14 protein-coding genes are annotated in these 17,694 nt (G+C 63.9%); 5 read left to right on the top strand and 9 right to left on the bottom strand.

What is annotated here, in order from left to right; all coding sequences use genetic code 11:
- Positions 1-60: 60 nt before the first annotated feature.
- Positions 61-1,326: a dicarboxylate/amino acid:cation symporter gene (locus tag OW493_RS12970; RefSeq protein WP_205632738.1), complete on the bottom strand. Its 1,266-nt coding sequence runs from the start codon at positions 1,324-1,326 to the stop codon at positions 61-63.
- 462 nt (positions 1,327-1,788) lie between these two features.
- Positions 1,789-4,176: a phosphoenolpyruvate synthase gene (gene ppsA / locus OW493_RS12975; RefSeq protein ID WP_255304432.1), complete on the bottom strand. Its 2,388-nt coding sequence runs from the start codon at positions 4,174-4,176 to the stop codon at positions 1,789-1,791.
- Positions 4,177-4,570: 394 nt separating this feature from the next.
- On the opposite strand from ppsA, the gene OW493_RS12980 reads away from it, so the two are divergent.
- Together OW493_RS12980 and OW493_RS12985 are read left to right on the top strand one after the other, a co-directional pair.
- Positions 4,571-5,404 (top strand): pyruvate, water dikinase regulatory protein, encoded by an 834-nt coding sequence (locus OW493_RS12980; RefSeq protein WP_077374789.1) that lies wholly within the window; start codon positions 4,571-4,573, stop codon positions 5,402-5,404.
- Positions 5,405-5,480: 76 nt separating this feature from the next.
- Positions 5,481-5,768, top strand: a complete 288-nt coding sequence (locus OW493_RS12985; protein WP_077374792.1) for a pyrimidine/purine nucleoside phosphorylase — start codon at positions 5,481-5,483, stop codon at positions 5,766-5,768.
- A 156-nt stretch (positions 5,769-5,924) separates the two neighbouring features.
- On the opposite strand, the gene OW493_RS12990 is transcribed toward OW493_RS12985, so the two are convergent.
- From OW493_RS12990 to OW493_RS13020, 7 genes are all read right to left on the bottom strand, one after another.
- Positions 5,925-7,310 carry an MATE family efflux transporter gene (locus OW493_RS12990; protein WP_084208098.1) on the bottom strand — a complete coding sequence of 462 codons (1,386 nt, stop codon included), beginning with the start codon at positions 7,308-7,310 and terminating at the stop codon, positions 5,925-5,927.
- A 166-nt stretch (positions 7,311-7,476) separates the two neighbouring features.
- Positions 7,477-7,890 carry a rhodanese-like domain-containing protein gene (locus OW493_RS12995; protein WP_289864360.1) on the bottom strand — a complete coding sequence of 138 codons (414 nt, stop codon included), beginning with the start codon at positions 7,888-7,890 and terminating at the stop codon, positions 7,477-7,479.
- A gap of 63 nt (positions 7,891-7,953) precedes the next feature.
- The gene (gene mmsB / locus OW493_RS13000; protein ID WP_084208097.1) at positions 7,954-8,868 is read right to left on the bottom strand and encodes a 3-hydroxyisobutyrate dehydrogenase; all 915 of its coding nucleotides are present in this window, start codon (positions 8,866-8,868) and stop codon (positions 7,954-7,956) included.
- A gap of 85 nt (positions 8,869-8,953) precedes the next feature.
- On the bottom strand, positions 8,954-10,138 hold the full coding sequence (locus tag OW493_RS13005; RefSeq protein ID WP_289864361.1) for an enoyl-CoA hydratase/isomerase family protein: 1,185 nt from the start codon (positions 10,136-10,138) through the stop codon (positions 8,954-8,956).
- Complete coding sequence (locus OW493_RS13010; protein ID WP_289864362.1) at positions 10,135-10,953, bottom strand: enoyl-CoA hydratase; 819 nt, start codon at positions 10,951-10,953, stop codon at positions 10,135-10,137. Before OW493_RS13010 ends, OW493_RS13005 begins: the two co-directional genes overlap by 4 nt.
- Positions 10,954-11,006: 53 nt before the next feature.
- Complete coding sequence (locus OW493_RS13015; RefSeq protein ID WP_136938721.1) at positions 11,007-12,173, bottom strand: acyl-CoA dehydrogenase family protein; 1,167 nt, start codon at positions 12,171-12,173, stop codon at positions 11,007-11,009.
- 98 nt (positions 12,174-12,271) lie between these two features.
- On the bottom strand, positions 12,272-13,852 hold the full coding sequence (locus OW493_RS13020; RefSeq protein ID WP_289864363.1) for a CoA-acylating methylmalonate-semialdehyde dehydrogenase: 1,581 nt from the start codon (positions 13,850-13,852) through the stop codon (positions 12,272-12,274).
- Positions 13,853-14,207: 355 nt separating this feature from the next.
- Between OW493_RS13020 and OW493_RS13025 the strand changes: the two genes are divergently transcribed.
- The 3 genes from OW493_RS13025 (at position 14,208) to OW493_RS13035 (ending at position 17,544) form a co-directional block, all read left to right on the top strand.
- A complete protein-coding gene (locus OW493_RS13025; RefSeq protein WP_077375619.1) occupies positions 14,208-14,645 on the top strand; it encodes a MerR family DNA-binding transcriptional regulator in 438 nt (145 codons plus the stop codon).
- Positions 14,646-14,825: 180 nt separating this feature from the next.
- Positions 14,826-16,535, top strand: a complete 1,710-nt coding sequence (locus tag OW493_RS13030; RefSeq protein WP_289864364.1) for an AMP-binding protein — start codon at positions 14,826-14,828, stop codon at positions 16,533-16,535.
- A gap of 34 nt (positions 16,536-16,569) precedes the next feature.
- Positions 16,570-17,544 (top strand): class I SAM-dependent methyltransferase, encoded by a 975-nt coding sequence (locus OW493_RS13035; protein ID WP_289864365.1) that lies wholly within the window; start codon positions 16,570-16,572, stop codon positions 17,542-17,544.
- The last annotated feature ends 150 nt before the right edge of the window (positions 17,545-17,694 follow it).

Consider the following 17,694-nt stretch of genomic DNA (forward strand, 5'->3'; position numbering starts at 1 on the left):
TGAAAACGCCCCCGCAACCGTTCTGGCTGCGGGGGCGTTTTCCTGTCAGTCGTGTCTGTCTCAGCGCACGCTGACCGGCTCACCTGATGCGGTGTCCTGGCGCTCGGCGACCGCATCATCGGCACGCGCAAAGCGATCCACCACGGCGGCGCAGGCCGCGTCACCGGTGATGTTGAGCGCGGTACGCGTCATGTCGAAGATACGATCCAGCGCGAACAGCAGCGGCAGGCCCTCGATGGGAATGCCGGCCGCCAGCAGCACGGCAACCACCAGGAACGACGGCCCCGGCACGCCAGCCTGACCGATGGCACCCAGGGTTGCGGTGAACACGATGGCGGCGTAGGCGGAGAAGCCGAGATCGACGTTGAAGACCTGGGCGAAGAACATCGCCACCAGCCCGTAATAGATGGCGTTGCCGCTCATGTTGATGGTCGCGCCCAGCGGCAGCACGAAGGCCGTCGTGGCGTTCTTCAGGCCCAGCTCCTTCTCGCAGACTTCCATGTTGACCGGCAGGGTCGCCATGGAGGACGCCGTGGACAGCGCGACGGCCTGCGGCTTCTTCATCACCGACAGGAAGCGACCCAGCGGCACGTCAGAGCCGAACTTGACCACCAGCGGGTAGAACACGAAGCCATAGATGAGGATGGCGCCCATGTAGACGAGGAACAGCTTCATCACCAGGGTCAGCACATCGAAGCCGAAGGTGCCGACGGCGTCCGCCATCAGACCGAAGACGCCGATCGGCGCGATCAGCATCACCACGTTGATCATCCACACGAAGGCCTCGATGACGGTATTCAGGCCTTCGATCAGCGGCTTGCCACGCTCGCCGGTCTTGGACAGGCCAATGCCGAGAAACAGGCAGAACACCAGAATCTGCAGGATGTTGGCATCGGTGAGTGCGCCGAAGATATTGGTCGGCACCATGCCCAGAATGGTATCCATCACGCCCGGCACGCTGCCCTTGTCGGCGTAGGCGTTGGAGAACATGCCCTTGGCGCTTTCCAGATCCACCCCACTGCCCGGCTGGAACACATGCCCCATCACCAGCGCCAGCATCACCGCCACGGCTGAGGTGAGCATGAAGAAGGCGAAGGTGGAGAGACCGATCTTGCCGGCAGAAGGGCTATCGCCCAGATTGGCGGCTCCCGACACGATGGAGACCGCGATCAGCGGTACCACCAGCATCTTGATCAGGTGAATGAAGAGCTCACCGAGTGGCGCGAACATCGCGGCGCTCTCGCCCATGTAAGCGCCTACACCAGCGCCCAGTATCATGGCGATGACTACCTGGACGCCGATGTTCTTCCATAAAGACTGTTTCACGTTACGACTACCTTGGATTGTGTCTGAAAGGTCGGTTGTTGCGTGCCACCGCATTGCTGGCTACCGGTGAGGCCTGCCGTCATGGTCACCATGGATGCATGGTCATCATGGATTCATAGCCACCATGGATATTGTGGTCAGCGGGGTGGCTGGGATTATAAATGACTGCCTTTTCCACACGAGGCAGGATGATCATCATTTAGTCGCGGATTCGAGATCATTTTGTTGCTATTTGTTACGAACTGACATGCTTCTGCCGGTTTCTACACCATTGGTCTAGTGTCGCGAGCTGACCATCCATTCAGTTTTCGGGCGAGAAAATGAAAAGCGCCCACCGCACATGATGTGCAGTGGGCGCTAGATCAGCCGGCGACTGGCGCCAGCATCTGGTAGTACGCCAGCCTAGGGCCTCTCACGGGATCAGATACCGAGGCTGGGCATCACATCCGCTCGCGAGCGGGATCAGGCCAGTTCCTTGTCCGCCAGCATGAACCAGGTTTCCAGCACGGAATCCGGGTTGAGGGAGACGCTGTCGATGCCCTCTTCCATCAGCCACTTGGCCAGCTCCGGATGATCCGACGGCCCCTGGCCGCAGATACCCACGTACTTGCCCTGCGCCTTGCAGGCACGGATCGCCATCGACATCAGCTGCTTGACCGCCGGATTACGCTCATCAAAGAGGTGAGCGACGATGCCGGAGTCGCGATCCAGTCCCAGGGTCAGCTGGGTCAGATCGTTGGAGCCGATGGAGAAGCCATCGAAGTGCTCCAGGAACTGATCCGCCAGCAGCGCGTTGGTCGGCAGCTCGCACATCATGATGACGCGCAGACCGTTCTCGCCACGCACCAGGCCATTCTCGCCCAGCAGCTTGATGACCTGTTCCGCCTCGCCGGTAGTCCGCACGAAGGGCACCATGATCTCGACGTTGGTCAGCCCCATCTCGTCACGCACACGCTTGAGCGCACGGCATTCGAGATCGAAGCAGTCGCGGAAGGTGTCGGACACGTAGCGCGAGGCGCCACGGAAGCCCAGCATCGGGTTCTCTTCACCCGGCTCGTACATCTTGCCGCCGATCAGGTTCTCGTACTCGTTGGACTTGAAGTCCGACATGCGCACGATGACCTTCTGCGGGTGGAAGGCGGCCGCCAGGGTGGAGATGCCCTCGACCAGCTTGTCGACATAGAAGTCGACCGGACTTGCGTAGCCGGCGGTACGCGCATCGATGGTCTGCTGCAGGTCGATGGGCAGGGTGGCGTAGTCAAGCAGCGCCTTGGGGTGCACGCCGATCATGCGGTTGATGATGAACTCGAGACGCGCCAGGCCCACACCGGCATTCGGCAGACGCGAGAAGCTGAAGGCGCGGTCCGGGTTGCCGACGTTCATCATGATCTTGAACGGAATCTCCGGCATCTCGTTGACGCTGGTGACGGTGCGGTCGAAGTTGAGGATGCCGTCATAGACATGCCCGGTATCGCCTTCGGCGCAGGAGACCGTCACTTCACGGCCTTCGGCGAGCACCGAGGTGGCGTCGCCACAGCCGACGACGGCTGGAATGCCCAGCTCACGCGCGATGATCGCCGCGTGGCAGGTACGGCCGCCACGGTTGGTGACGATGGCGGAGGCGCGCTTCATGACCGGCTCCCAGTCCGGGTCGGTCATGTCGGTGACCAGCACGTCGCCGACCTGCACCTTGTCCATCTGCTCCGGGTTGTCGATCACGCGTACCGCGCCCTGGCCGATACGCTGGCCGATGGCACGCCCGGTCACCAGGGTCCGGCCCTTCTCGCGCAGCTGGAAGCGCTCGAGGTTGCCGCCCTCTTCCTGGCTGACGACCGTTTCCGGACGCGCCTGGACGATGTAGAGCTTGCCGTCATCGCCGTCACGCGCCCATTCGATGTCCATCGGACGCTGGTAGTGCTTCTCGATGATCATGGCCTGGCGCGCCAGGGCCTCGACATCGGCGTCGCTGATGCAGAATCGATGACGCTCCGGCACCGGCACGTCGACGGTCGCCACGGAACGCCCGGCGCTGGTGTCGTCGGTGTAGACCATCTTGATCAGCTTGGAGCCCAGGTTGCGGCGCAGCACCGCCGGGCGGCCGGCGGCCAGCGTGGTCTTGTGGACGTAGAACTCGTCAGGGTTGACCGCGCCCTGTACCACGGTCTCGCCCAGGCCCCAGGAGCCGGTGACGAAGACGGCGTCGCGATAGCCGGATTCAGTGTCCAGGGTGAACATCACGCCGGAAGCGGCCGTCTCGGAGCGCACCATCTTCTGCACGCCGGCAGACAGCGCGACCAGCGAGTGATCAAAACCCTTGTGCACGCGGTAGGAGATGGCGCGGTCGTTGAACAGTGACGCGAACACCTCGTGCACCGCACGCTTGATGTTGTCGAAACCTTCGATGTTGAGGAAGGTTTCCTGCTGACCGGCGAAGGAGGCGTCCGGCAGGTCTTCCGCGGTGGCGGAGGAGCGCACGGCGACCTTCAGGTTCGGGTGTCTGGCCTGCAGCTCGGCATAGGCACGTTCCATCTCGGCCTCGAAGGCCGGCGGCAGCGGCGTATCGATGATCCACTGACGAATCTCGGCACCGACGCGCGCCAGTTCGACCACGTCATCCACATCGAGAGCATCGAGGGCGGCATTGATACGCTTGTCGAGGCCTTCGTGAGCCAGAAACTCGCGATAGGCAAAGGAGGTAGTCGCAAAGCCGCCGGGCACGGTGACACCGGCATCGGCCAGATTGGAGATCATCTCACCGAGCGAGGCGTTCTTGCCGCCAACGCGATCAACATCGTTCATGCCGAGCTGATCGAAATCGACGACGTATTCGGATGTGGCTTGCTGTGACAAGGGAACCCCCTGGTACCAATGGATGGAAACGAATGACCGATGGAGGACGTTGAACCGCCTTCCGTTCAGCAATGACGCCACCCTAACAAGCTCTCTCTAGTATTAGCCATTGGTCTAACCGGCTAGTCAGTGGAGGAGGACTACAACCCTGAGACTGTTTCAGGCGTTCTGTCGCCATCGTCGCCGAACATGTCGACAAGCCAGAAACGGCCGCTACAGGAATGTAGTCATGGGCCGCTTTGCCGGAGAACGGGAACACGAGATTTCCCATATCGCGCCACTGGCCATCCACCGGATATTGCAAGCACGACAGTGAACGCCGACACTTGGGACTTCACGAGACGACACCCTGCGCCGGGTTGTGTCTTCGATTCGTTCTTCACGAGTGCCCGTCATGACCCGAACCGCCTTCTTCATTTCCGATGGAACCGGTATCACCGCCGAGACACTGGGACGCAGTCTGCTGGCCCAGTTCGAGAACACCGACATCCGCATGGTGACCAAGCCCTACATCGACTCCTCCGAGAAGGCCACGGCACTGGTCAAGGCCATCGAGAGCGCCCACGCCACGGACGGTGAGCGCCCCATCATCATCGACACCATCGTCGATCAGGACATCCGTGACATCATCTCGGAATCCTCCGGTTTCAAGGTCGATATCTTCTCCACCTTCCTCAAGCCACTGGAAGAGGAGCTGGATACCCACTCGTCCTACAGCGTCGGCAAGACCCACTCCATCGGTCAGGATGATGTCTACATGAACCGCATCGATTCGGTGCATTTTGCCCTCGACAACGATGATGGAGCGCGCACCCACCAGTACGACAAGGCCGACGTCATCCTCATCGGCGTCTCACGCTGCGGCAAGACCCCGACCTCGCTGTATCTGGCCTTGCAGTTCGGCATCCGCGCGGCCAACTACCCGCTGACCGAGGATGATCTCGACGAATCCGGCACCCTCAAGATGCCGGCGTCACTGGCGCAATATCGCCACAAGCTGTTCGGACTGACCATCGACCCGCGCCGCCTGGCTGCCATCCGTACCGAGCGTCGCCCCAACAGTCGCTACTGCTCGATCGACCAGTGTCTGCAGGAAGTCGAGCAGACCGAGGCGCTGTTCCGCCGCTCCAAGGTGCCCTACATCGATACCACGCGCTTCTCGATCGAAGAGATCTCGACGCGCATGATCGCCGAGACCGGCCTGGCACGCCGCTTCTCACCGCGCTGATACCCGGCGCTACGTTACGCCCCCAACAACATACATCGACCACAACAGCCCCCCTACTCACGCAGGAAGTCTCCCCATGTTCCACACCAACCACTACTTCGACGGCCAGGTGGCCTCCATCGCCTTCCAGAGCGCAGATCTGCCTGCCACGGTCGGCGTAATGGCCATCGGCGAATTCGTGTTTTCCACCAGCCAACGCGAATACATGACGCTGATCAGCGGCGACATGCAGGTACTGCTGCCGGGCGCGGAAGAGTGGTACCAGCTTGCCGCAGGGGAAAGCTTCATCGTCGAAGCCAACCAGAGCTTCGAGGTGCGCACCACGGTCGAGTCCGCCTATCTGTGCAAGTACGAAGACGCCTAAGGCACTGGGAATAAGCCGCCTAAGGCACTTGAAAACAGCCGCCTGAGGCACTGGGCAACAGCCGCCCAAGGCACTGAAAGCCAGACATGAAGAAGCCGCCGTGCCTTCGAGCACGGCGGCTTCTTTCGTCTCGATCTCTGTCTCTCGATACCGTGCTCAGGCGCGTCGCCTGAGCACGGAACGCAGCGCCAGATAACTGATACCGCCCATCAGCAGATAGCTTGTCGCCACCCCGGCAAAGATACCGACCACACCGTGAAGCGTCCCCCCCAGCCAGGCCAATGGCACCAGCAGGGCGAACAGTCGCACCAGCGAGAGTGTCATCGCACGGCGTGGCTCGTGCAGCGCATTGAGGCTGGAGTTAGCGAGGATGATCACGCCCTGGGCGCCGAGTGCGGCGGGAATCAGCCACAGGTAGGTGACCACCAGCTGCGCGACTTCCGGGCTTTCAGCGAAGCGCGCCGCGATCCACTCACCGCCAAGCCCCAGCCCCAGCCAGACCGCCAGCTGCCAGACGAGAATGAAGCCGAGTATGCCGTGGATGGCTCGCCATACCCGCCGGTGCTGCCCGGCACCATCGTTCTGGCTGATGAAGGGTGACAGCGTCATCGAGAGTGCCAGCACCAGAATCAGCGCCAGTGACTCGATGCGTGAACCGATGCCATAGGCCGCGACGGCGGCATGACCATGCTGACTGACGATCCGCGTGACCAGCGCCGTGGCGATCGGCGTCATCACGCTGGTCATGGCCGCAGGCAGGCCGATGGCCCCCACTTCTCGCCATGAGGTGATCAGACGTGTCAGCGACAGCTGATGCAGATCCAGCCGCGCGCGCAGCAATGGCAATGCCAGCAAGCCCAGCGTCATCGCCAGCCACGACAGCACCGTGGCCAACGCCGCCCCCGCCACGCCCATGCCCTGCCAATCTCCGATGCCGAAGATCAGCAGCGGGTCGAGCAGCGCATTGAGCCCCCCTGCCGCCGCCATCACCAGCGAGGGCACCAGGGTATTGCCCTCGGCGCGCAGCACGCTGCCCAGCACGCGTGGCAGCAACACGAAGGGCGCCCCGAAGTACCATACCTGCATGTAGTCCTGAATGTGCGGCATCAGGGTGTCATCGGCCCCCAGCAACCCGAACAGCGGCCCGATGCTGACAAGCCCCGCCACGATCATCACGACGCCCAGCAGCAACCCCAGCAGACTGGCATCCGTGGCCCGCGCCTTGACCGTCTCGAACTCGCCACGCCCGAGCCTGCGCCCCACCACGGCGGTGGTGCCGATGGACAGACCGATGGCGATGCTGATGACGGCAAAGGTCACCGGAAAGGTGAAGGTGACCGCCGCCAGCTCCGCGGTGCCCAGCTGGGCGATGAACCAGGCATCCACCAGGTTGAACAGCATCATGGTGACGATGCCGCCGATCACCGGCCCCGTCATGCGGGCAAGCGTCGAGGCGATCGGATCACGCAGCAGATCACGCCGACCACGCGGGGACGGGTTTCTGGCAGAGGAAGAGGACGTGGGGTTGGCAGGCTCAGGCATGCAGGCTCCGGACAGTAAACGGCCCCGTCAGGCGAGCTGCCTGCGGGGCCATCGGGGGCTATCGATCGTACGATCTGTCGTGCAATCCGTCGTGCAGGACGGGCACAGTGTAAGACATCCGCGCGGCGAGAGCAGTTCCCTTGCGGATCAGGGGCTGCAAGCCGGACTAGTTGCCCTGCATGAAGGGCGAGATGACTTCGCCTCCCGACTCACGCCAGGCCGCGAAGCCGCCCCCGAGATGGGCGACCGGCCCGAATCCCATGTCCTTGAGCGACTTGGTGGCCAGCGCCGAGCGCAGTCCACCGGCGCAGAACAGCACATAACGTCCCTCACGGGCGAAATCGGCACGGTGATAGGGCGAGGCCGGGTCGACCCAGAACTCCAGCATGCCGCGTGGCGCATGGATGGCCCCGGGAATGCGGCCTTCCCGCTCCAGCTCACGCACATCGCGGATATCCACCAGGATCAGGGGTGTACCGCCTACGCGAGACTCCTCCAGCGCCTGACGCAGCGCCTCAGGCGATAGAGTGTCGATCTCCTTCTCGGCCGCTGCCACCAGCTCACTGACCGGTCGAATCATGGGGTCCTCCTTGCAGATGATATCGTCCTGATGATGCATGCCACTCACCGCCTGCGTGACACCTCACACATCCGCCTCGCCGCAACGATAGAAACGCTGGATGCTCGAGAAATCGAGACGTCCCGCACCCTGGGCGGCATGCTGGGCGAACAGGTTACGCGCCTGGGAGCCCATTGGCACTGCCGATTTCGAGCCCAGCGCCATTTCCCAGGCAAGGCCGAGATCCTTGGCCATCAGGTCCACCAGGAAGCCGCCCTGATAGTCGTTGGACGCAGGTGCCGCCTCCATCACCCCGGGCCAGGGGTTGTAGACGTTGAGCGCCCAGTTGCCGCCGGAGGACTGCTTCATCACCTCCGAGAGCACGGCCGGGTCCAGTCCGTTCTTGACCCCCAGCGCCAGCGCCTCGGCGGTGCCGCTCATCAGGATGCCCAGCAGCATGTTGTTGCAGATCTTGGCGACCTGACCGCTGCCGGCCGGGCCGGCATGGAACAGATTCTTGCCCATCACTTCCAGCAGCGGCACGGCACGCGCATAGCCGTCGGCCTCACCACCGACGATGAAGCTCAGGGTGCCGGCACGTGCGCCACCGACCCCGCCCGACACCGGGGCGTCCATGAAGGTGATGCCACGCTCGGCGGCATGGCGAGCGACCAGCCGGGCATCATCCGGCGCGATGGTCGAGGCGTCGATCACCAGTACCGAAGCGTCGAGTGTCGCCAAGAGGCCACCCTCGCCGTCTTCCTTGTCACCCAGATAGAGCTTTCGCACGTGCTGCCCCGCCGGCAGCATGCTGATGACGACGTCAACGCCCTCTGTCGCCTGGCGTGGCGACTCGGCGCGTGAGGCACCCGCCTCGACCAGCTGGCTCATGGCCGACTCGACCAGATCAAAGACCTTCACCTCATGGCCGGCCTTGACCAGATTGAGGGCCATGGGGCCGCCCATGTTGCCGAGCCCGATGAAACCGATGGATGTCATGGCAATGCTTCCTCGTGAACAGGTTCTTGTTGTCATTGGCGTCCGGCGGCATGTCCGCACCTGCCGCCCGTGCTGAAAAGCGCGCTTATAGATCCATCAGCGGATGCTCGTCCTCTTCCCACAGCGGCGCGAAGAAGCCGTCGATGTATTCCTCGGAGACCTGGGCGATCGAGGCATAGGCCCACTGCGGCTGCCTGTCCTTGTCGATCAGCAGGGCGCGCACCCCTTCAGCAAGCTCGGTGCCCATGCAGCAGCGCACCGACAGGGTCAGCTCGTCGCGGAAGGCTTCCGCCAGCGAGGAGTGGCGATGGCGTGCCAGCATGCGAAATACCAGATGCGGGGAACTGGGGCAGCCGGCTTCCAGACGCTCGCGATTGGCGTTCAGCCATGCATTGCAGTCACTGCGCGCCTGGGGATCATCGAGGATCCGCTGACAGGCCTTCAGCACTTCGCGCCCGGCGACCAGCTGCTGGAGATGGTCGTAGAGCGGCATGACCTGTCCCGGCGGCGCCAGCTCACGGCGCTCGAACTCGCTCAGCACCTGGCTCAGATGACGCGACGGATGACGCCCGAATTCCCCCTCGCACAGCGCCTGCTTGAGCGCCTCGCGCTGCGCGTCGGGAATCAGGCGTGTGGCAAGCCCGAGATCCAGCGCATCGCGGGCATTCAACTGCGCGCCGGTCACTCCCAGATACTCGCCGATGCCACGCGGCAGGCGATTGAGCAGCCAGCTGGCCCCGACATCCGGGTACAGGCCGATGCTGACCTCCGGCATCGCCAGCCGTGAGCTTTCGGTGACCACGCGCTCGCAACCGCCGGCGAACAGCCCCATGCCGCCGCCCATCACGATGCCGCCGCCCCACACCAGCAGCGGCTTGGGGAAGGTATGCAGCCGGTGATCGAGCCGGTATTCCGCGGTGAAGTAGCGGGTGGCGAAGAAATCCTCCAGCGCCTCGAGGGGGTCTGCGCCTTCGCTGGCAGGCGCCGTGGTCATCGCCTGATAGAGCGCCACGATATCGCCACCGGCACACAACGCACGCTCGCCGCCACCTTCCAGCCACACCATGGCGATGCTGCCGTCCAGCTCCCAGGCATCCAGCTGGGCCTCGATGCGCTCGATCATGGCCAGCGACAGCGCATTCAGCGAGCGCGGCGCATTCAGGCGCATGATGCCCAGCTGCTTGCCGTCGCGGGCGCGACGCGTCTCGAACACCACGGGCGCCTCGACATCGGTCGCGGCCTTGGCAGTGACACCTTCTATCTGGCTCATGAGCGCCCTCCTCCCTTCACCTCTTTCTGATGCGAGACCCACTGTGGTGCACGCTTCTCCAGGAAGGCACTCACGCCCTCCTTCTGGTTGGGGTCATCGAACAGCTCGACGAACAGCTCGCGTTCCATGCGCAGGCCATCGCTCATGCCGCGATGGCGAGATGACATGATCAACGCCTTGCAGCGCGCCACCGCACTCGGGCTCTGGTTGGCGACGCTCTCGGCCATCGCCAGCGCACGCTCGAGGCTCTGGCCGGTCTCGACCACCTCTTCGGCCAGCCCGATGCGACCGGCGGTCTCGGCATCCACCTGCTCACCACACAGGATCATGCGCTTGGCCCAGCCCTCCCCGACCAGCCACGGCAGGTGCTGGGTGCCGCCCGCGCACGGCAGCAGACCGACCTTGGCCTCCGGCAGCGCCAGTTTCGCCTGACGCTCGACGATACGGATATCGCAGGCCAGCGCGCATTCAAGCCCACCGCCCATCGCGTAGCCGTTGACGGCGGCAATCGTCACGCCGGGGAAGTTGGCCAGCCGCTCGAAGGCCAGCCCGAAGCGGCGCGCCATGGTGGCGGCCACGCCCTTGTCACCATCGGCGAAGGTCTTCAGATCGGCCCCTGCGGAGAAGAACCTGTCGCCCTCACCGGTGATCACCACTGCACTGACGCTGCCATCGCCCTCCAGCTCGTCGAGCAACTGCTCCAGCTCGATCAAGGACGCCTCCGTCCAGGTGTTGGCCGGCGGATTGTTGATGGTGATACGGGCGATATGACGATCCTTCTCGAGAACGAGGCATGGCCCTTGATTGGATGACATCACGTAACTCCCTGAAAGATGGTAACCACTGACGAATTGAAGTGGAGGCGCCGTTACGCCAGCGACTCGATCATGCCCGGCGTCAGAAGACGGCGCGCGATGATCAGACGCATGATCTCGTTGGTGCCTTCCAGAATCTGGTGCACACGGGTGTCCCGCACCAGCCGCTCCAACGGGTACTCGCGGATATAACCGTAGCCGCCATGCAGCTGGAGTGCCTGATTGCAGACCTCGAAGCCCATGTCGGTGGCAAAGCGCTTGGCCATCGCACAGTGGGCGCTGGCCTCGCCGTCACCCTCATCGAGCTTGAAGGCCGCCAGTCGCACCAGGGTGCGTGCGGCGGTCAGTTCGGTGGCCATGTCGGCCAGCTTGAACTGCAGGGCCTGGAACTGCGCCAGCTCGCGCCCGAACTGCTTGCGCTCGCCGAGATAATCCCGCGACAGCTCCAGCGCCTTCTGGGCCGCGCCCAGCGAGCAGGTGGCGATGTTGATGCGTCCGCCATCCAGCGCCTTCATCGCGAAACGGAAGCCCTCGCCCTCCTCGCCCAGACGATTGCCCGCCGGGACCCGCACGCGATCGAAGCTCACCAATCGGGTCGGCTGGCTGTTCCAGCCCATCTTGTCTTCCTTCTTGCCGTAGCTGATGCCGTCGGCATCCGCTGGCACCACGAAGGCCGAGATACCCGCCGCGCCGCTGTCCGGCTCGCCGGTGCGCGCCATCACCACCAGCACGTCCGTCGCCCCGGCACCGGAGATGAACATCTTGGAGCCACTCAGGTAGTAATCATCGCCGTCACGCTCGGCGCGGGTGCGCAGACTGGCGGCATCACTGCCGCTGCCCGGCTCGGTCAGACAGTAGGAGCCGAGCTTGTCGCCCGCCACCATCGCCGGCACCCACTGCTCGCGGCACTCGTCACTGGCGAAGCTCGCGATCATCCAGCCGACCATGTTGTGGATGGTGATGTAGGCGGTGGTCGAGATGCAGCCGGTGGCCAGCTGCTCGAGAATGATGGAGCTGTCCAGACGCGGCAGGCCAAGACCGCCATGCTCCTCGGGGACATAGAGCCCCATGAAGCCAGCCTCGCCCGCCTTCTTCAGCGTCTCGATGGGGAAATGGGCCGTGGCGTCCCACTCGGCGGCATGCGGGGCAAGCTCGGCATCCGCGAAGGCACGCGCGCCCTCCTGCAGGGCACGCTGGTCATCGGTCAGCGAAAAGTTCATGCAGCTGCCTCCTGTTGTCCTTGTTCTTTATCTCCAGGCCCGCCGAGTCCTCGGCGGGCTTGTGAAGAGAGCCATCAGCGGTCTTGTGAAGAGAGCCATCAGCGCATCTGAATGGAGAAGTTGGGCTGATTGCCCTCGGCCGGCGCATCATCGAACCAGCGCGCCGTCACCGTCTTGGTCTCGGTATAGAAGCGCACCGCCTGCTTGCCATAGGCATGCAGATCGCCGAAGAAACTGCCGCGCCAACCGGTGAAGGAGAAGAACGGCAGCGGCACCGGAATCGGCACGTTGATACCGACCTGGCCCACCGCGATCTCATTCTGGAAGCGGCGTGCCGCCCCGCCGGAGCGCGTGAAGATGGAAGTGCCGTTGCCGTAGGGGTTGTTGTTGATCAGCTCGATGGCCTCAGACAGATCCGCCGCCTCCATGCAGCACAGCACCGGCCCGAAGATCTCCTCGCGATAGAGCACCATTTCCGGCGCCACCTTGGAAAACAGGCACGGCCCCAGCCAGTTGCCGTCGGGATAGCCCGCCACCGAGATGCCGCGACCGTCCAGCAGCAGCTCGGCCCCTTCCTCGACGCCCTGCCCGATCCAGCCCGTCACGCGCTCCAGTGCCTGCGGCGAGATCAGCGGTCCGTAGCTGGCGCCCTTGTCATTCCAGGCACCGGGGCGCACCTCGGCCAGCGCATCACGCACCCGCGCGATCAAGGCCTTCGAATCACCGACGAAGACCGCCACCGAGATCGCCATGCAGCGCTGACCCGCCGCACCGACACTGGCCCCGACCAGCGCATTCACCACCTGGTCCGCCGGAGCGTCCGGCATGATCACCATGTGGTTCTTGGCACCCGCGAAGCACTGGGCGCGCTTGAGGTTGTCAGTGGCGGTACGATAGATGTGCTGCCCCACCGGTACCGAACCGACGAAGCTCACGGTGCGCGGTGTCTCGTGGGCCAGCAGGTGATTGACCTGATCGCGCCCGCCCTGCACCACGGTCAGGATGCCCTCGGGCGCTCCCGCTTCCATGAACAGCTCCGCCAGACGCAGCGTGGTCAGCGGTACCTGCTCGGAAGGCTTGAGCACGAAGGCATTGCCGCAGGCGATGGACAGCGGGAACATCCAAAGCGGTATCATGGCGGGGAAATTGAACGGCGTGATCCCCAGGCAGACGCCCAGCGACTGGGTCACGGAGTAGCTGTCGATGCCGGTGGCGACGTTCTCCACCGTCTCGCCCATCAGCAGACTCGGAATGTTGGCGGCATGCTCGACCACCTCGATGCCGCGCCAGACATCGCCCTTGGCGTCCTCGAAGGTCTTGCCCAGCTCGTGGGAGATGATCTCGGCCAGCTCGTCATGGTGCTGCTTGAGCAGATGCTGATAGCTGAGCATCAGACGGGCACGGGTCGGCACCGGGGTGTTGCGCCAGCGCTGGAAGGCCTGCTCGGCATGCACCAGCGCCTCGTCCAGTTCGCTGAGCGGCGTCAGTGGAACACGCGCCACTTCAGCGTTGGTGGCCGGGTTGGTCACGCTCAGGTGCTGATCGGCGGCGCTTGCGACAAACTGGCCATTGATCAGCTGTGGCAATACCAGTGGTGCGCTGTCACCGGCGACGACGGCGCGCAGTCGTGACAGCAACTCAAGCGAGCCGTTTGCGGACGTGAGGGTAGTCGAAGACATGACGTGGCATTCCTGTGTCTGTTGTTATTGGGTGAAGGACGGCGTGTCAGCAGAGCCGGAGACGTCAGCCAGAGCCATCTTGCCGAAAGCGGCAAGCCGACATTGCGATCTGACTCAACCTAGCATCTGCTTGGTTGGCTGCAAATACTATTACCCTTTACGTTAACGTAAACAATGCTAGTCTGTAGAAAATTCACTGCCAGACGCCGCTGGCATCCACTGCGCAGAGGGGCATGCCATCTCCTCGGCGCACACAGCATTCGGAGCGGCAGTGCCCATGACGGATACGATGATTACCTCAACGCCTGACACCCAGAACCCGACAGCCTCCGAGAGTCCGGACGATGGCGTCGGCATGGAAGGCCTGCTGAGTGCCACCAGCACCAGCGACGCCATTCGCCCGACCCAACGCACCTGGAGCATCGGCGAGCTGGCACGTCATTTCGACGTGACCACACGCACCATCCGCTTCTATGAGCAGGAAGGCCTGCTGCATCCCCAGCGACGCGGCCAGACGCGCATCTATCACGACAAGGACCGCGTGCGCCTCAAGCTGACGCTGCGCGGCAAGCGGCTGGGATTCTCGCTGGCCGAGATTCGCGAGGTGGTGGATCTCTACGATGCCGCGGATGGCGGCGGCGAGAAGCAGCTCACGAGGCTGCTCGACATCCTGGCCGAGAAACGTGAAGGACTAGAGCGCCAGCTGCGCGACCTCACCGCCATGCAGCGCGAGCTGGACGATGTCGAGACGCGGGCGCGGGAAGCGCTGGCCCGCCTGACGACACACGGATGATGCGCGACCCCCGTCACTCTCTTCCAACACCTTTGAGAGCATCACGACAGCAAGATCGATAACGACAACAAGCACCATGACATTCACGCCGCCGCCTCCTGGCGGCGTGACCGCCCGCCGGGCGGCTCCCCCTGATACGCCTTGCCACACCAATAACAACCAGGGACACAGGACAACGCCATGTCACAGGACACCATTGCCACACGCCAGTCTCTCAGCTATCTAAGCACCCCCTCCGACACTCCCCTGATGGGGGAAACCATCGGTGACTGTCTCGATCGCATCACCGCGCGCTGGCCCGAGCGCGACGCTCTGATCAGCCGTCATCAGGGGCTGCGTTACACCTGGGCCGAGCTGCATGCAGAGGTCGAGCGCGTGGCGCGCGGCCTGCTGGCGATGGGAATCGAGCGCGGCGACAGGGTCGGCATCTGGGCGCCCAATCGTGCCGAGTGGACGCTCATCCAATACGCCACCGCCAAGATCGGCGCGGTGCTGGTCAATCTCAACCCGAGCTATCGCGGCCATGAGCTGGCCTATGCGCTCAAGCAGTCCGGCGCGGCGACGCTGATCTTCCAGGCACGCTTCAAGGCCTCGGACTACGTCGCGATCCTCGAGGAGCTGTTCCCTGAGGCCAGGGAGGCCCGCGGCCGTGATGGCATTCACAATGGCGCGCTGCCGGACCTCAGGCGTCTGGTCTGCTTCGAGGCCGAGGACGCCCTGCCCGGCATGCTCCACTGGCAGGATGTGCTGGGCGGCGCCGGAGAAGTCAGTCTCGAGACACTCCACGAGCTGCAGGCCAGCCTGACCTTCGATGACCCGATCAACATCCAGTACACCTCCGGCACCACCGGGGCCCCCAAGGGGGCCACGCTCTCGCATCACAACATTCTCAACAACGGCTTCTTCGTCGCCGAGCGCATGAATCTCACGGAGCACGACAAGCTGGTGATGCCGGTGCCGCTCTATCACTGCTTCGGCATGGTGATGGGCAATCTGGGCTGTCTGACACACGGGGCGACGATCATCTATCCCGAGGCGGGTTTCGATCCGCTGGCCACGCTGCAGGCGGTCAGCGAGGAAGGCGCCACCGCGATGTTCGGCGTACCGACGATGTTCATCGCCGAACTCGAGCACCCGCGCTTTGACGAGTTTGATCTCTCCAGCCTGCGCACCGGCACCATGGCGGGTTCCATCTGCCCCATCGAGGTGATGCGCCAGGTCATCGAGCGCATGCACATGCGCGAGGTCACCATCGCCTATGGCATGACCGAGACCAGCCCGGTGAGTCTGCAGACCACCCGCGAGGCACCGCTGGACAAGCGTGTCTCCACCGTCGGCACCCTGCATCCCCATCTGGAGATCAAGATCGTCGACCCCGAGACAGGCCAGGTGGTCCCGCGCGGCGAGAAGGGCGAGCTGTGCACACGCGGTTACAGCGTGATGCTCGGCTACTGGAACAACCCGGACGCCACCGCCAAGGCCATCGACAGTGGCCGCTGGATGCATACCGGTGATCTCGCCACCCTCGATGAGGACGGTTACGTGACCATCGTCGGGCGCATCAAGGACATGATCATCCGCGGTGGCGAGAACATCTATCCCCGCGAGATAGAGGACTTCCTCTACACCCATCCTGCCGTGTCGGACGTGCAGGTGATCGGCGTGCCCGATGAGCGCTATGGCGAGGAAGTGATGGCCTGGGTCAAGCTCAAGGAAGGCGAGCAGCTGGATGCCGAATGCCTCAAGGCGTTCTGCCAGGGCAGAATCGCCCACTTCAAGGTGCCGCGCCATATCAAGTTCGTCGAGGAATTCCCGATGACCGTCACCGGCAAGATCCAGAAATTCAAGATGCGCGAAACCGCCACGGCGGAGCTGGGTCTCAAGGCATGAGCGGACACCTCGGAGGGCCACGGAGAACACGCGCATGAGTCACGACACGCCGAGAGGCGATGACGCCTCCTCCGCTCGCCACCTGAGCACGGCCTGTGCCCAGGTGGCGCACTACGCGCCCCCTCGGCATCACGCGGCACTGGAGGAGGCACTCGAGGCATTGATCAAGGCGCATCCTGAGCCCGTCCTGCCGCCCACGGCGCTGGCAGGGCTGGATCAGCTGCATCTGGGAGGCGCGGCCGGCAGCCGCGAGTTGCTGGCGATGGCGGCTCTCGAGACCCCCGAGGGCATGCCACTCGCGATTCTCGAGCCCGGTGCCGGGCTCGGCGGACTGGCACGCATGCTGGTCAGTCAACATGCCAGCGTCGGGCATCACGTCACCACGCTGGATCTCTCGGAGAGCCTCTGCCAGCTGGCCATCGCGCTCAACCGTGCCACCGGCCTGCGCGAACGTATCCGAGTGCTGGAGGGCGACGCCTGCTATCCCGAGCTGCATCCCGCCCTGACGGGGCGACATGTCGACCGCATCCTGAGCCAGCACCTGCTGGTCCATCTGAGCGACAAGACCGACGTGTTGCGTCAGTGGCATGACTGCCTCAACGATGACGGCTATCTGGTGCTGCATGAGCCGGTGCTCAGCGTCCAGGCACAAGCCTTCCATGAGCGTCCGCAGCTGCCGGTGCCCTGGGCACTGACACCCCGCGCCGATCACCTGGCCAGCTGCGAGGAACTGCACGAGGCGATGGCCAACAGTGGTTTCGAGGTCGAGGCGCACGCCGAACTGACGCCTCAAGTGCTCGCCTGGCAGGCGCGGCGTCTGCGCACACCCTCCCCCGGCGCCCCCGGCCAGCCCCCACTCTCGCCCGTCCAGCGTGCCAGCCAGGCGCTGACACCGGAGCTGATCTTCGGGCCGCATTTCCCGACGATGCAGCACAATCTGGCCGAGGCGCTGGAGGCCGGCTGGCTGGAAGTGCACCTGTGGCGACTGCGCAAGCGCCGCCATCCATGACGGTGATGAGCCTGGAGGTTTCCCGCGCGAGACCAGTCCGATACCGGCGTGAAAAAAATTAGAAAACACCGCTCGTAAATGACTGGCATCCACTGTCATCAACCGTTATTCTTGCCAGTACAGTCCCGTTCGGGGGATAAGCCGTTCGTT

Source organism: Cobetia sp. 14N.309.X.WAT.E.A4, from assembly GCF_030397495.1.
Lineage (GTDB): Bacteria > Pseudomonadota > Gammaproteobacteria > Pseudomonadales > Halomonadaceae > Cobetia > Cobetia marina.